Origin of the sequence: Janthinobacterium sp. BJB426 (assembly GCF_002735705.1) — a bacterium.
Lineage (GTDB): Bacteria > Pseudomonadota > Gammaproteobacteria > Burkholderiales > Burkholderiaceae_D > Janthinobacterium.
In genome coordinates, this window is sequence record NZ_PDZL01000013.1 from 43,593 (window position 1) to 59,064 (window position 15,472).

Annotated in this window: 15 protein-coding genes; 3 read left to right on the top strand and 12 right to left on the bottom strand. The window is 61.1% G+C overall.

Translation table 11 applies throughout. The features are described from left to right. Positions 1-118: 118 nt before the first annotated feature. The 6 genes from CSQ93_RS19490 to rpsP all read right to left on the bottom strand — a co-directional run bounded on the left by CSQ93_RS19490 (position 119) and on the right by rpsP (position 4,052). Entirely contained in the window at positions 119-1,078 is a 960-nt protein-coding gene (locus tag CSQ93_RS19490) for a CobD/CbiB family protein (protein ID WP_099379454.1), read from the bottom strand. Positions 1,079-1,175: 97 nt separating this feature from the next. Continuing rightward, positions 1,176-1,835 (bottom strand): CoA pyrophosphatase, encoded by a 660-nt coding sequence (locus tag CSQ93_RS19495; protein WP_099379455.1) that lies wholly within the window; start codon positions 1,833-1,835, stop codon positions 1,176-1,178. 81 nt (positions 1,836-1,916) lie between these two features. Further along, positions 1,917-2,300, bottom strand: coding sequence for a 50S ribosomal protein L19 (gene rplS / locus CSQ93_RS19500; protein WP_035825414.1), 384 nt, complete (start codon positions 2,298-2,300; stop codon positions 1,917-1,919). A 132-nt stretch (positions 2,301-2,432) separates the two neighbouring features. Then, positions 2,433-3,179, bottom strand: coding sequence for a tRNA (guanosine(37)-N1)-methyltransferase TrmD (gene trmD / locus CSQ93_RS19505; RefSeq protein ID WP_099379456.1), 747 nt, complete (start codon positions 3,177-3,179; stop codon positions 2,433-2,435). Positions 3,180-3,229: 50 nt separating this feature from the next. Further along, positions 3,230-3,787 carry a ribosome maturation factor RimM gene (gene rimM / locus CSQ93_RS19510; RefSeq protein WP_058051091.1) on the bottom strand — a complete coding sequence of 186 codons (558 nt, stop codon included), beginning with the start codon at positions 3,785-3,787 and terminating at the stop codon, positions 3,230-3,232. Positions 3,788-3,800: 13 nt separating this feature from the next. After that, positions 3,801-4,052 (bottom strand): 30S ribosomal protein S16, encoded by a 252-nt coding sequence (gene rpsP / locus CSQ93_RS19515; protein ID WP_010395524.1) that lies wholly within the window; start codon positions 4,050-4,052, stop codon positions 3,801-3,803. A 277-nt stretch (positions 4,053-4,329) separates the two neighbouring features. Here rpsP and CSQ93_RS19520 point away from each other — a divergent pair, with 277 nt between their 5' ends. Next, positions 4,330-4,764, top strand: a complete 435-nt coding sequence (locus tag CSQ93_RS19520) for an NINE protein (RefSeq protein WP_099379457.1) — start codon at positions 4,330-4,332, stop codon at positions 4,762-4,764. Positions 4,765-4,900: 136 nt separating this feature from the next. Beyond that, a complete protein-coding gene (locus CSQ93_RS19525) occupies positions 4,901-5,527 on the top strand; it encodes a glycine zipper 2TM domain-containing protein (protein WP_099379458.1) in 627 nt (208 codons plus the stop codon). A gap of 87 nt (positions 5,528-5,614) precedes the next feature. Here the strand turns inward: CSQ93_RS19525 and CSQ93_RS19530 are convergent, their stop codons facing one another. The 6 genes from CSQ93_RS19530 to CSQ93_RS19555 all read right to left on the bottom strand — a co-directional run bounded on the left by CSQ93_RS19530 (position 5,615) and on the right by CSQ93_RS19555 (position 13,117). Then, positions 5,615-7,405 (bottom strand): acyl-CoA dehydrogenase, encoded by a 1,791-nt coding sequence (locus tag CSQ93_RS19530; protein ID WP_099379459.1) that lies wholly within the window; start codon positions 7,403-7,405, stop codon positions 5,615-5,617. Positions 7,406-7,497: 92 nt separating this feature from the next. Then, positions 7,498-8,430, bottom strand: a complete 933-nt coding sequence (locus tag CSQ93_RS19535) for an electron transfer flavoprotein subunit alpha/FixB family protein (protein ID WP_086145064.1) — start codon at positions 8,428-8,430, stop codon at positions 7,498-7,500. Positions 8,431-8,470: 40 nt separating this feature from the next. After that, positions 8,471-9,220: an electron transfer flavoprotein subunit beta/FixA family protein gene (locus CSQ93_RS19540; protein WP_099379460.1), complete on the bottom strand. Its 750-nt coding sequence runs from the start codon at positions 9,218-9,220 to the stop codon at positions 8,471-8,473. Positions 9,221-9,463: 243 nt separating this feature from the next. Further along, complete coding sequence (locus tag CSQ93_RS19545; protein WP_010395510.1) at positions 9,464-9,691, bottom strand: sulfurtransferase TusA family protein; 228 nt, start codon at positions 9,689-9,691, stop codon at positions 9,464-9,466. A gap of 235 nt (positions 9,692-9,926) precedes the next feature. Then, positions 9,927-12,539, bottom strand: a complete 2,613-nt coding sequence (gene alaS, locus CSQ93_RS19550; RefSeq protein WP_099379461.1) for an alanine--tRNA ligase — start codon at positions 12,537-12,539, stop codon at positions 9,927-9,929. 119 nt (positions 12,540-12,658) lie between these two features. Further along, on the bottom strand, positions 12,659-13,117 hold the full coding sequence (locus tag CSQ93_RS19555; protein ID WP_099379462.1) for a Fur family transcriptional regulator: 459 nt from the start codon (positions 13,115-13,117) through the stop codon (positions 12,659-12,661). A 157-nt stretch (positions 13,118-13,274) separates the two neighbouring features. Here CSQ93_RS19555 and CSQ93_RS19560 point away from each other — a divergent pair, with 157 nt between their 5' ends. Beyond that, positions 13,275-15,332 carry a TonB-dependent receptor domain-containing protein gene (locus CSQ93_RS19560; protein WP_442778339.1) on the top strand — a complete coding sequence of 686 codons (2,058 nt, stop codon included), beginning with the start codon at positions 13,275-13,277 and terminating at the stop codon, positions 15,330-15,332. The last annotated feature ends 140 nt before the right edge of the window (positions 15,333-15,472 follow it).

Genomic DNA, 15,472 nt, shown 5'->3' on the forward strand with positions numbered 1-15,472 from the left:
GGGTTCTACCTCGATCTGCCCTGGCGATGCAAACAGGGGCCGGCACGCCTAGCGCGCCAGCCCCTATTTTAACCTTGTTCCACGCGCAAGGCGCATGGATGGCGCATGTGCGCCCGCGTCAGCCGAGGAAAACGGCGCCCGACATCAACAGCAGCAGCAGCATCCACAGCAGCAAGGCGCGCCACACGAGGCCGACCGTGCTCTGCAAGGCGCGCGCGCCCGGCTCTTCGCCCGGCAGGATATCGCTTTCGCTGTCGCTGTCATCGACGGCCATGTCCGGCGTGACGACCACGCGGGCCGCCGTTTCCGCTGGCGTGCCCAGGCGTACACCCATGGCGCCGCCGCCGGCCGTCAGGATGATGCCGATGGCCTCATCCTGCCAGCGCTGGGCGAAGTTGCGCCAGGCGTAGATGGCATCCTCGAAATTGCCTACCACGGCAAACGCCACGGCCGTCAGGCGCACGGGAATCCAGTCGATCCAGTAAAAGGCGCGCGCGGCGAACTGGCCGAACGCTTCATTGCGCATGTGCTCGGGTTCGTTCCAGGCGCGCGCCAGGTATTCGGCCACGCGGTACATCACGGCGCAGGCAGGGCCCAGCGGCATGAGGAACCAGAAGAACACGCCAAATACATTGCGGTGCGTGGTGACCAGGGCTTTTTCCACGGCGATGCGGGCGATCTCGCTCGCTTCCATGCCCACTGTGTCGAGCTTGGTCCACTCGGCCAGCAAGGTGCGCGCGGTCGCTTCGTCGCCGGCGCTCAGGGCCAGCTGGATCGAGGTAAAGTAATGGCTGTAGTGACGGAAGCCCAGGGTCAGGTAGACGATGAGGACGTTCCAGGCAAAGGCCAGCAGGGTCAGCTGATAATGCTGCAAGAGCCAGTAAATGCCTGCCGTCGGCACCATCAGCACGCCGATCATGAGGAACCAGCCCATGCGGCCATGGTTGGCGTGGCCGGCATTGAACCAGGTCTCCATGCGCATTGCCAGGCTCTTGATTTCGGCGTAGATCGGATTGTCCGCGCGCAAAGGTTTGAGCTGCTCGATCAGCAATGCGCAAAGTATGGAGAGAAATGTCATCAAACGTCCTTTTTGTCTTTTTCAGCAATACCGCAATGCCCGCTACGATAGCGCAGTGCAGTGCTGGAATCAAACTTATTACGTGCGGGGCATCATTTTACGCGCGCAAGAGGTGAAACAGATTGCGCAGCATGCCGGCGGTGGCGCCCCAAATATAGAAGCGTTCGTAGGGCATGGCGTAGAACGAGCGCCGCCCGCCGGGCAATTCCACCGACAGGCGCTGGTGGTTCAGGCCATCCATGAGGAAGGCCAGCGGCACTTCGAAAATTTCCGCCACTTCGGACGGGTCGGCGCGCAGCTCGAACGGCGGCGTCACCAGGCCCACCACGGGCGTGACCTGGTAGCCGGTGCCCGTCAGGTAGTCGGGCAGGCAACCCAGCACTTCGATGTGCTCGCGCGCCAGGCCCACTTCTTCTTCCGTTTCGCGCAAGGCCGTGGCGATGGGCGACGCATCGACAGCTTCGCTGCGCCCGCCGGGAAAGCTGACCTGGCCCGCATGGCTGCTCAGGTGATCGGTCCGCATGGTCAGCAGAATGGTCAGGCCCTGCGGCCGTTGCACGAGGGGAATGAGCACGGCGGCGCGTACGGGCACGGCGCGGGCGGAAAGGAAATCCTGGGTAATCTCGGGCTGCCAGTCGGGCTGTTCGGCCAGGCGCTGGCGTAGCCAGCCGGGCGTCAGGCGCACGGCGTCCAGCGCCGCCTCGCCGGCGATCGAATCGATGGCGAGTTGTTTTGGATCAAATGCGATAGTGGCCATGGCAGCTTGCCTCAATAGCAATTCAGAATAAAAAAAGGGGCACCATCAGAGGCACCCCTTTTCCCAACGCAGACGCTGATATTACGCGCTTGCTTTCGCCACAACGCGGCGATTTGGCAATTTTTCTTTGATACGCGCCGATTTACCCGAACGCTCACGCAGATAGTACAGCTTGGCGCGGCGAACATCACCACGGCGTTTCACTTCGATCGAAGCGATCAGCGGCGAGTACAGTTGGAACGTACGCTCAACGCCTTCGCCGGACGAGATCTTGCGAACGATGAAGTTCGAGTTCAGGCCACGGTTACGACGGGAGATAACGACGCCTTCGTAAGCCTGGGCGCGCTTGCGCGTACCTTCGACTACGTTGACGCTGACGATAACGGTATCGCCTGGTGCGAAGTCAGGAATCGATTTACCCAGACGGGCGATCTCTTCTTGCTCTAATTGTTGAATCAAGTCCATTTTATAACTCCGAAAACCATCATGCCGGCGCACTGTGGATAGCAAGTATCCGCCCGGTAGAGGATGGGTATTACCAATTTGGGCAACATGCCCGGCACTGCAAAGCCACCCTGCCCACCATCCGAAGACGGCTTACAGGCTGGCCAGGAATTTTTCGTCGGTCTTGCTGAGCAAGCCGGCGGCGCGCGCACTGACCAGCAGGTCAGGCCGCTTTGTCGCGGTCGCTTCCAGCATGCGCTGGCGGCGCCACTTGACGATCTCGGCATGATTGCCACCCATCAAGACCGGCGGTACGGCCATGCCTTCATACGTTTCCGGCCGCGTGTAGTGCGGCGAATCGAGCAAGCCATTGACGAAGCTATCCTCGATGGCCGATGCCTCGGTGTTCAAGACACCCGGCAACAAGCGGATCACCGCATCCATCAGCGCCATGGCAGGCAATTCACCGCCAGACAGGACGAAGTCGCCGACGCTGATTTCTTCGTCGACGCAACGGTCCAGCAAACGCTGGTCCACGGCTTCATAGCGGCCACACAGGATCACCAAACCAGGTTCGGCTTTCAGCTGCGTGACGCGCTCGTGCGTCAGCGGACGGCCTTGCGGCGACATGAACACCACGCGGGGCGCCGCCAGGCCCAATTCGGTCTGGCGTTGCTTCGCGGCATGAATTGTCGCTTCAAGGGGACGGGCCATCATCACCATGCCGGGGCCGCCGCCATACGGGCGGTCATCCACGGTACGGTGATTATCGGTGGTGAAATCACGGGGATTCCACAGCGACAAGCCACATTTCCCCTGCTCGAAGGCGCGCCGGGTCACACCCGACTGCGTCAGCGCGGCAAACATTTCCGGAAACAGGGTCACGACATCAAATTGCATCGCTCACTATCCTGCAACGTTTGCCCGGCGCATTGTTAAGCGCAGGCGGTTTAATAATCGAGGCCCCAGTCGACCGTGATCTTGTTGGCAGCCTTGTCAACGTTAATGACAAACTGGCCAACAAACGGGATCAGGCGCTCAGGCGCCTTTTCAACGGTCTCATCGGCAGTGGCGACGGGCGTAACGCGCAAGATCGACTGCGGACCATTGCTCATCATGTCGTGCACTGTGCCGAGGCACTCGCCTTGCAAATTCTCGACTGTCAGTCCGATCAGATCGGACCAATAAAATTCATCGGCCGTCAGCGTCGGGAAATGGCTACGCGGAATTTGCACAGAGACGCCTTTCAGCGCTTCTGCGGCATCCCGCCCGACCACACCCACCAGCTGGGCCACGACGTCGCCGCCGTGTAACTTCGCTTGCCTGACTTGAACATCATGCAAGGTCGGTTTATCAAACCACCAGGTTTTGACGCTTAATAATGCATCCGCGTCGTCGGAGAAAGGAGTGATCCTGACCCCGCCAGCAATGCCATAAGCACCGGAGACATAGCCTACCTGTACCAGGTCATCGGGGACTTTCACCCCGGATGCAGTCTTGACCGTCAAACCAGTGATCTAATTAAGCTGCTGCTTTGTTGTTGCTAGCTACCAGGCGAGCAACGGTTGGCGACAATTGTGCGCCAACGCCTTGCCAGTAGGCCAGACGGTCTGCGGTGATACGCAGTGGAACTTCGCCACCTTGCGCCATCGGGTTGTAAAAACCGATACGCTCAATGAAGCGACCATCGCGGCGATTGCGCGAATCAGTAGCGACGATGTTGAAGAACGGGCGCTTCTTGGCGCCTCCACGAGCTAAACGAATAACGACCATAATATTTCCAAAAAGTGTGCTGAGGCGGAAAAAGCCGCAAATTATAGCGCGCTTTACCGCCAGGCAGCAAGCGTTATGATGACGGGCGTGTAATTTGGGCTAATCGAACATTATGACCAGTCATGGCCGAAGACGCAATAGGCGCGTGCGCCTATCGTGCCGGCCATGGCTTGAAATCAGGCGAAATCATTACATAAACGCCACAGGAAAGTGCTATCGTTGTGCGAGAGGATGACCGATACTGGCAATCTTTACCGATGAGCAACTCTGGAGTCCCATGACCACCGCTACCATTTTGCAACAGTCGCACAAGAACAAGGCTTTCACGACACTGCTGGCCTTCCTGCTGGGCATGCTGGGCGCCCACCGCTTCTACCTGCATGGCGCCAAGGACCGGTGGGGATGGCTGCACCTGGCCGCCCTGCCCGCCTCCTTGCTGCTGCGCCAGTTGCTTCCCGAAGCCGACTGGTTTTACCAGATATTGCCGCTGACCCTGTCCGCCCTGGCCGGCTTCCTGGAAGCGCTGGTACTGGGCCTGATGCCGGACGACAAGTGGGATGCGCGCTACAACGCCGCCTCCGGCCACCTGTCGGACACGGGCTGGCCCCTGGCCGTGGTGCTGGTCGCTACCTTGATGCTAGGCGCAGGCGTGCTGATCGCCACCATGGCGCGCCTGTTCGACTTGCTGTATACAGGCGGTGCCTACGGTTAATTTCCGCATGGAAATGCCATCATTTGCCATACCCCGCACGCACATGTAAGTGTTGGTAAGCAATCATGATTTTCCTCTATACTGCATTCACAATGCCGACATTACTGGCACATTCAACACCCCCTAGGAGAAGATCATGATTCGTCGCCCACTCATCCTCGCAGTCGCCGTCACGGCCCTGTTCAGCACCTCAGCCTTCGCGCAAAACCTGTCGCCGAAGGCGCAATACGCCTACGACACGAAGCAAGCGAACACGCGCTACGCGGACGACAAGAAACTGTGCGCAGAAGAAAGCAGCTCGAAAGCCCGCATGCAATGCCTGCGCGATGCCAAGGGCGAATACGACCAGGCCATCATCAACGCCAAGGCCGCGCAAAAAGCCGGCAACTCGTATGCAGGCCAGAACAACAAGCCAGCTCAACAGCAGATCTGCGCCGATTGCGGCAAGGTGCTGGCAGTCAACGTCGCTGAAAAAGCCGGTGAAGGTGGCGCCCTGGGCATGATCGGCGGCGGCGTGGCCGGCGCCCTGCTGGGCCGCCAGGTCGGCGGCGGACGCGGCAAGGATCTGGCCACCCTGGCCGGCGCAGCAGGCGGCGCTTTCGCGGGCAAGCAAGTCGAAGGCCACATGAAAAACAGCAAGGTGTGGACCGTCACCGTGCAATATGAAACGGGCGCCAAGGCTGACTTCGCTTTTGACCAGGATCCAGGCCTGGCAGCTGGCGACCTCGTGCGTAATTCCGGCAACGGCATCGCCCGCCGCTAAGAACGCAGAACTAAATAAAAAAGCGCTGGAGATCACTCTCCAGCGCTTTTTTTACATACTGCCGGCTTTCACCGGCCAGGATGCCACTTAAAACTGCTCTTCCGACAGCGCCATCACGCCGGCGCTGCCGTCGATGATGGTGGCGCGCAGTCCTGGCGCTTGCGACAGGATGTGGTCGGCAAAGAAGCGTGCCGTGGCGATTTTTGCCTTGTAGAACGCCGCGTCGCCGCTGCCTTCTCCTAGCCTTTGCTGCGCCACCACGGCCGCGCGCGCCATTTGCCAGCCGCCCAGCACGATGCCGGCCAGTTTCAGATACGGCACGCTGCCCGCAAACACGGCCTTGATGTCCGTCTTCATGTTCGCCACTACGTACTCAACTACCGCTTCGAGCGCGGCGCTGCCTTCGGCCAGGTGGCGTTGCAAGGCCTGGAAGTCGGCACCGGAGAGTTCGCCCAACTGGGCTTCCGTGGCGCGCACCTGGGCAATGATGGCTTTCGCCACGGCACCGCCGTCGCGTACCGTCTTGCGGCCCACGAGGTCGTTGGCCTGGATGGCCGTCGTGCCTTCGTAGATGGTCAGAATCTTGGCGTCGCGGTAATGCTGGGCGGCACCTGTTTCCTCAATGAAACCCATGCCGCCATGCACTTGCACGCCGTCGCGCGTGACGTCCTGCGACATTTCCGTGGCCCAGCCCTTGATGACGGGTACCAGGTATTCATAGGTCGCCAGGCTTTCCGCGCGCACGTCCGCGTCCGGATGGTGGTGCGCCACGTCGCTGATGGCCGCGCCCACGTAGGCCAGCGCGCGCGCCGCCTCCGTCTGCGAGCGCATGGACATCAGCATGCGGCGCACGTCCGGGTGGTGGATGATGGAGACGGGGCCGGGTGAACCGGCCAGGTCGCGCGACTGCACGCGGTCCTTGGCGAACGCCACGGCCTGCTGGTAAGCGCGCTCGGCCAGGCCGATGCCTTGCAGGCCGACGCCGAAGCGGGCCGCGTTCATCATGATGAACATGTATTCGAGGCCGCGGTTTTCCTCGCCCACCAGGGTGCCGATGGCGCCGCCGTGGTCGCCAAATTGCAATACGGCCGTCGGGCTGGCCTTGATGCCCAGCTTGTGTTCTATCGACACGCAATGGGCGTCGTTGCGCGCGCCCAGGCTGCCATCGGCATTGACGAGGAATTTCGGCACGATAAACAGCGAGATGCCTTTCACGCCAGCGGGCGCATCCGGCGTGCGGGCCAGCACCAGGTGGACGATATTTTCCGCCATGTCGTGTTCGCCGTACGTGATGAAAATCTTCGTGCCGAACACTTTATAGGTGCCATCTTCCTGCGGCACGGCGCGCGTGCGCACGGCGGCCAGGTCGGAACCGGCCTGCGGCTCCGTCAGATTCATGGTGCCCGTCCACTTGCCCGACACCAGGTTTTCCAGGTAGACCGCCTTCTGCTCATCGCTGCCAGCCGTCAGCAGCGCTTCGATGGCGCCGTCCGACAGCAGGGCCACCAGGGCGAACGAGATGCTGGCCGAGTTGAGCATTTCAATGCAGGGCGTGGCCAGCAGCTTGGGCAAGCCCTGGCCGCCGAACTCCGTCGGATGCTGCACGCCCTGCCAGCCCGCTTCGCCATACGCCTTGAACGCTTCCTTGAAGCCTTTCGAGGTGGTCACTTGCCCGTCGTGCCAAAAACTCGGTTCCTTGTCGCTGGGGCCGTTCAAGGGGGCCACCACGCCGCCGCAGAACTTGGCGTTCTCTTCCAGCACGGCTTCAGCCGTGTCGGGCGTTGCGTCTTCGCAGCCAGGTAGCGTATGGATTTCGGCCAGGCCGGCCAGTTCGTTCATCACGAACAACATGTCTTTCAACGGGGCTTGATAGCTCATCTTCTTTTCTCCAAGAAAAAAGCCACGCGCGGCTCGCCGTGTGGGGCGGGCCGGCGTGGCTTTGTCAGTAACAAAACCGGAAGGGGTGTGACTTAACCCAGTTCTTTGACCAATTGCGGCACGATCTCGAACAGATCGCCCACGATGCCGTAGTCGGCCACGGCAAAGATCGGCGCTTCCGGATCCTTGTTGATGGCGACGATGGTTTTCGAGTCTTTCATGCCGGCCAGATGCTGGATCGCGCCCGAGATGCCGACGGCGATGTACAGCGATGGGGCGACGATCTTGCCCGTCTGGCCCACTTGCCAGTCGTTCGGCACGAAGCCGGCGTCGACGGCGGCACGCGAAGCACCCATGGCGGCGCCCAGCTTGTCGGCCAGCGGCTCCAGGATGTGGAAGTTTTCAGCCGAACCCATGCCACGGCCGCCCGACACGATGATTTTCGCGGCGGTCAGTTCAGGACGGTCGGACTTGGCCAGTTCGCGGCCCACGAAAGCCGATTTGCCATTGTCGGCAACGGCGGCGACGGTTTCCGTGGCAGCCGAACCGCCGGTGGCGGCAGCGGCGTCGAAACCGGTGGTGCGCACGGTGATGACCTTGACCTTGTCGCCAGATTGCACGGTGGCAATGGCGTTACCGGCGTAGATCGGGCGCTCGAAGGTGTCAGGCGAGTCGACCTTGGTGATTTCCGAGATTTGCGCCACGTCCAGCTTGGCGGCCACGCGCGGCAGGATGTTCTTGCCGTAGGCGGTGGCTGGCGCCAGGATGTGGCTGTAGTTGCCGGCGATGGCCAGCACTTGCTCGGCCACGTTTTCGGCCAGGCCGTCGGCAAAATATGGCGCGTCGGCCACGATGACTTTCGTCACGCCGGCGATTTGCGCGGCAGCAGCAGCGGCAGCCGATGCGTTCGAACCTGCGACCAGTACGTGCACGTCGCCGCCGCACTGGGCAGCCGCGGTCACGGTGTGGTGGGTGCTGCCCTTTAAGGTAGCGTTGTCGTGTTCAGCAATAACTAATGCGACCATGATATGTCCTGTAATTGTTCTGGATAGACGGCAAAGCCGCTTAGATGACTTTGGCTTCGGTACGCAGCTTGGCGACCAGGGTAGCGACGTCCGGGACCTTGATGCCGGCCGAGCGCTTGGCTGGCTCGACGACTTTCAGGGTCTTCAGGCGTGGCGCAACATCGACGCCCAGGTCTTCCGGCTTGACGGTCTCGAGCGGCTTTTTCTTTGCCTTCATGATGTTCGGCAAGGTCACATAGCGTGGCTCGTTCAAGCGCAGGTCGGTGGTGATGATTGCTGGCAAGGTCAATGCCAGGGTTTCCAGGCCGCCGTCGACTTCGCGGGTAACGGTGACTTTACCGTCTTCCAGCACGACTTTCGAAGCGAACGTGGCTTGCGGCCAACCCAGCAGGGCTGCCAGCATCTGGCCGGTCTGGTTACTGTCGTCATCGATGGCTTGCTTGCCCAGGATGATCAGTTGCGGCTGCTCTTTCTCGGCCAGGGCTTTCACCAGCTTGGCGACGGCCAGCGGTTCCAGTTCGGTCGTCGTTTCCACCAGGATGCCGCGGTCGGCGCCAATGGCCATGGCCGTGCGCAGGGTTTCCTGGCACTGCGTCACGCCGCAGGAGATGGCGACCACTTCAGTGACCTTGCCGGCTTCTTTCAGGCGCATCGCTTCTTCCAGTGCGATCTCATCGAAAGGGTTCATCGACATTTTGACGTTGGCGGTATCGACGCCAGTGCCGTCACTCTTGACGCGGACTTTGACGTTATAGTCGACCACGCGTTTGACGGGTACCAAGACTTTCATAGCTATGCCTTTGGGAAATTATAAAAATGACGGATCAAGTGCTGATTGTGCGTTCGATTATAAGAGAAATTTGAATCCTGAACCGAATTTAAGCACGATCGTGCGATTTTTTGTTAGAGCAATCCATCTAAACTGTCCGGCTTTGAGGATTTCAGGGGAGTCCGCCGCTACGCTGCAGGGCAGCAAAAGAGCCGGCATGGAAAGGAAAACCAGGCCGCGCCACGGCGGCCCCGGCTGGCAGAATTATTTGCGTTGCATCAGGAAGACGAATTCGGTGCCCGTCTGCACGTGCGACAGCAGGGCGTTGCCCGTTTGCTTGGCGAAAGCCTGGAAGTCGCGCACGGAACCGGGATCGGTTGCCATGATGCGCAGCACTTCCCCACTCTGCAGCTCTGACAAAGCCTTTTTCGCCTTCAGAATCGGCAAGGGGCAATTCAAGCCCCGCGCGTCGAGTTCTTTGTGAAATTCCATAATCTCGGTATCAAGTAGTGTGTCGCTCATCATCAATATCCCGCCATTTTTGTTGTACTGATTTTCGACATACTACTCTAAATCAGGGGCATTGACGCGCTGCACCAAAATAGTTCATCGGCTGTTGTGGTGTCACAACGAGATTCCACACGGCAAAACGGCCCACAAACAGTGTCTGCGGGCCGTTTTCAAGGGGCTGTGGGGCGAAAACCGCGCATGTCCCCTAGCTTACGCCTTATTTTGCGCGTTCGCCGACCCAGGCCGGCACGCCTGCCAGGGCGTTCGCCAGGCCGCTCGGATCGGTACCGCCCGCTTGCGCCATATCGGGGCGTCCGCCGCCTTTTCCGCCCACTTGCTGTGCAACGAAGTTCACCAGCTCGCCCGCTTTGACCTTGGAAGTCGCGTCCGCCGTCACGCCGGCGATCAGGCTGACCTTGCCGTCCGCCACGCTGGCCAGCACGATGGCGGCCGTTTTCAGCTTGTCCTTCAGCTTGTCCATGGTTTCGCGCAAGCGGGCCACGTCGGCGCCGTCCAGCACGGCAGCGAGCACCTTGATGCCATTGACATCGACGGCTTGCGTGACCAGTTCATCGCCCTGGCCCGACGCCAGTTTCGATTTCAGCGCGGCCAGTTCCTTCTCCAGCGCCTTGACGTGGTCCTGCACCTGGACGATGCGGGCAGTCAGCTCTTCCGGCTGCGCCTTCAGGGCATTGGCCGCTTCGACCAGGCGGCGGTTGATGGTTTGCACCAGCGCCAGCGCGCCCTCACCCGTCACGGCTTCCACGCGGCGGATGCCGGCGGCCACGCCGCTTTCGCCGATGATCTTGAACAGGCCGATGTCGCCCGTGCGCTGCACGTGGACGCCGCCGCACAGCTCTTTCGAGCTGCCGATGTCGAGCACGCGCACTTCGTCGCCGTATTTCTCGCCGAACAAGGCCATCGCGCCATGCTTGACGGCATCGTCAAACGACATCAAATGCGCTTGCGTGGCGCGGTTTTCCAGGATCTCTTTATTGACAATGGTTTCCACGGCGGCGATTTGCTCGGCCGTCATCGGTGCATTGTGGCTGAAGTCGAAACGGGTCTTGTCCGGATCGACCAGCGAACCCTTTTGCGCCACGTGGCTGCCCAACACTTCGCGCAAGGCCTTGTGCATCAAATGCGTGGCCGAGTGATTGCGGATGGTGCGCGCGCGCTTGGCCGTATCGACTTGCGCCGAGACGGCGTCGCCCACGCTCAAGCTGCCCGATTCCAGCACGCCATGGTGGCCGAACACATCGGCCTGAACTTTCAGCGTGTCGCTGACGGCAAAGCTGCCCGCGCCCGAGGCAATCACGCCCTGGTCGCCCACCTGGCCGCCCGATTCCGCGTAGAACGGCGTCGTGTCGAGCACGACGATGCCCGCTTCACCGGCCTTGAGTTCCTGTACTGGCGTGCCGGCTGCGTACAGCGCCACGACCTTGCTGCTGAACGTCAGTTGATCGTAGCCGACGAAGGTGTTTTTCTCGCCCGTGTACTCGACCTTGCTGTCCTTGTGCGTCTTGCCGCCCTTGCGCGACAGTTCCTGGCTTTCCTTCAGCGCCGCGTCGTAGCCGGCCTGGTCAAAGGTGATGTCGCGTTCGCGGCAAATGTCGGCCGTCAGGTCTGGCGGGAAGCCGTAGGTTTCGTACAAAGTAAAAGCGGTGGCGCCGTCGATGCCGGTGGCATCCTTGGCCAGCTGCGCTTCCAGCACTTTCATGCCCGTTTCCAGGGTTTCGCCGAAACGTTCTTCCTCGGCTTTGAGCATGTTGGCGACGTTGTCTTTCGCTTCTTCCAGCTCCGGATAGGCGCCGCCCATCTCGATGGCGAGGTCAGCCACCAGCTTGTAGAAGAACGGCTTCGTCTGGCCCAGCTTGTGGCCATGGCGCAAGGCGCGGCGGATGATGCGGCGCAAGACGTACGCGCGGCCTTCGCTGCCCGGAATGATACCGTCGACGATCATGAAGGCGGCGGCGCGGATGTGGTCGGCGATCACGCGCAGCGACTTGTTTTCCAGGTCCGTGGCGCCCGTTTCGCGCGCGGCGGCCTTGATCAGGTGCTGAAACAGGTCGATTTCATAGTTCGAATGCACGTGCTGCAGCACGGCGGCCAGGCGCTCCATGCCCATGCCCGTGTCGACGCATGGCTTCGGCAACTTGTGCATGACGCCCGCTTCGTCGCGGTTGAACTGCATGAACACCAGATTCCAGATTTCAATGAAACGGTCGCCATCTTCGTCAGGCGAACCCGGCGGGCCGCCAGGAATGTCGGCGCCGTGGTCGTAGAAGATTTCCGTGCACGGACCGCATGGGCCCGTGTCCGCCATCTGCCAGAAATTGTCCGAAGCGTAGCGCGAGCCCTTGTTGTCGCCGATGCGGATGATGCGCTCGACGGGCACGCCAATTTCCTTGGCCCAGATATCGTACGCTTCGTCATCTTCGATGTAGACGGTGACGGTCAGCTTGTCAGCCGGCAAGCCATATACCTTGGTCAGCAGTTCCCACGCGTATTGAATCGCGTCGCGCTTGAAATAGTCGCCGAAGCTGAAGTTGCCCAGCATTTCAAAGAAGGTATGGTGGCGCGCCGTGTAGCCGACGTTTTCCAGATCATTGTGCTTGCCGCCGGCGCGCACGCAGCGCTGCACCGAGGTGGCGCGCGTGTACGGACGGCTGTCCGTACCCGTAAACACGTCCTTGAATTGCACCATGCCGCTGTTCGTCAACAGCAAGGTCGGATCGTTGCCTGGCACCAGGGAGCTGGAACGGACGATGGAATGGCCCTTGGACTCGAAAAATTTGAGGAACTTGTCGCGGATTTCAGTTGATTTCATGTTTTTTTGGCAAAGAGTGGCGGCAGCTTTAAAGGGAAGATTATACGTGATATGGGGTGCGGCAATGACGGCTGGCCAGGGCATTGTTGCGCCCGTGCCAACATCGGCAGCCTGCCGGCTCAGGCCGGGTCGTGGTGGCTGGCGCAGGCGTGCCCAGTGGTGGCAACGGTGGCGCTCCCCGCTGTGGCCGTGGCGCCGGCGGCGGCATTGCAGTCGGCGCAGCGGCCGTACAGGGTCAGCTCGTGGCGCTCGACAACAAAGCCTTGCGGCGCCATGCGCTTCAAGTCGCCCGGGCAATCATGCACGTCGAACACGCGCTGGCACGTGGTGCACTGGAAATGGTGGTGGTGGTGATTGGCGACAGCGTTCGATTCGTAGCGCGGGTTTTCGCCCGGCAAGGTCACCACGTGCACCTTCTCTTCCAGCACCAGCGACTTCAAGTTGCGGTAAACGGTGGCGATGCCCAGTTGCGTCACTTGCAAGCTGGCCTGTTCAAGGATTTCCTGCGCCGACAGGGGGCGCTGGGCCGACTCGATGGCGGCTTGAATAGCGGTTTTTTGACGTGTTGTGCGTTCCATAGCCGACAGAATACACCATCCGCCTGTATCTACCGCCCGGAAAAACTGTCACACAGTAATGATAATGGGTTATCATTATCATCTTAGGGCAGGCATTTACCTGTCACGCGCTGCCCCAACCCTGCCAACACCGATAGCCGATAAGGAAATCTTGCCCATGTGCGTCCGTCCTCACCAACCCACTCCCCTCGCGCTGGCCATCATGCTGGCCTTTGCCGCCCCTGCCAGCGCCCTGGCGCAGCAGGCGACAACCTTGCCTGCCGTCACCGTCTCGGCCAGCGCGCTGGCCCTGGGCAGCGACGACATGAGCACGCCCGTCACCGTACTCGAAGGCGAGGCACTGGTGCTGGCAAGGGCAGCGACCCTCGGCGAAACGCTGGCCGGCCAGCCCGGCATCACGTCCAGCCATTTCGGCGCCGGCGCCAGTCGCCCCATCATCCGCGGCATGGATGGTCCGCGCGTGAAAGTGCTGTCCGATGGCGCCGAAGTGCAGGACGCTTCGACCATCAGCCCCGACCATGCTGTCGCGGCCGAACCGATGCTGTCGGAACAGATTGAAGTGCTGCGCGGCCCGTCCGCGCTGGCCTACGGCGGCGGCGCTGTCGGCGGCGTGGTCAACGTGATCGACAAGAAAATCCCCACGCGCGTGCCGGCAAAAGGCTTTGAAGGCAGCGCGGAAGTACGCGCCAACTCGGCGGCGCGCGAAAAGGCAGGCGCCTTTGAAGTGACTGGCGGCTCCGGCAACATCGCCTTCCACGCGGAAGGCGTCAAGCGCGACGCGAAAGAATACAAGGTCGGCAGCGGCTGGGAAGGCGGCTCGACAGTAGGCGGCAGCTACAACAAGACGGACACGGGCAGCGTGGGCGTGTCATGGGTAGGTCAGCGCGGCTTCCTGGGCCTGGCCTTCACCAGCCAGAACGCGGAATACGGCTTGCCTGGCCACAACCACGAATTCGAGAGCTGCCACCCGCACGGCACGCACCTGCATTGCGGCGGCCACGAGGGCCACGGCCATGGCGACGAAGAAGAACATGAGCACGAGCATGAACACGAAAGCGTGCCGTACGTGAAACTGAAGAGCGAACGCTGGGATGTGCGCGGCGAATTGCGCGACCCCGTGCCCGGCTTCGCCAAGCTGCGCCTGCGCGCCGCGTTCACCGATTACAAGCACGATGAAATCGAAGGCACGGAAATCGCCACCACGTTTAAAAACAAGGGCCACGATGCGCGCCTGGAAATGGAACACCATCCCGTCTTCGGCTGGCGCGGCGTAGTCGGCCTGCAAACGTCGAAGCGCGATTTCTCGGCCCTGGGCGAGGAAGCGTACGTGGCGCCGACGGTCACGAAGAAACACGCAGCCTTCCTGGTGGAAGAATACAAGCTCGACCAATGGCGCTTCGAAGCGGGCTTGCGCCACGAATGGCAAGACATCACGGTCGACAGCGCCACCTTGCAAGACCGCAGCGCCAAGGGCACCTCGATTTCCCTGGGCGCCGTGTGGAAATTTGCGCCGCAATATTCGCTCGGTTCGACCATCTCGCGCACGCACCGCCTGCCCAGCGCCGAGGAACTGTATGCGCACGGCGTGCACATGGCCACGGCCACGTATGAGCTGGGCAATGAAAACCTGGGCAAGGAAACGTCGAACAATATCGACTTGACCTTGCGCAAATATGCGGGCGCCACGACCTTCTCGGCCAGCGCCTACCGCAACAAGGTGGACAACTACATCTTCGGCTCCACCCTGGACAACCACGAAGGCTTCCAGCTGATCCAGTACGCCCAGCGCGACGCCACGTTCACGGGCGTCGAAGGGCAGATCCGCCAGCAGCTGAACCCCATGTTCGGCGCCAGCGTGTTCGGCGACTACGTGCGGGCCAAGCTGGCCGACGGCGGTGGCAACTTGCCGCGCATCCCGGCCCAGCGTTTTGGTGTGAAGTTCGATGCCAACTGGCAGGCGTGGAGCGGCGTGGCCGAGCTCTACCGCGTGGGCAAGCAGGATAAAGTGGCCGCGTTCGAAACGGCAACGCCGGGCTACAACATGCTCAACCTGTCCGCCAACTACGACACGCGTATCGGCACGACGCCAGCCCAGTTCTACATCAAGGCAAATAACCTGACAAATGAACTGGCGTACAGCCACACCTCGTTTATCAAGAATGCGGCACCGTTGATGGGGCGCAATTTGACAGTAGGCATGCGCGTAACTTTCTAGTAACACCTGACATAAGCTACTGCGCGTCGTGATATACGGCCTGCGATGCTCACTGTGCTATAGCACAGTTGCGCTTCTCGGCCATATCTCACTTCCGCTCACTTCCGCTCGCTACGCTTCTGTCAGGCGTTGTTAAGCCA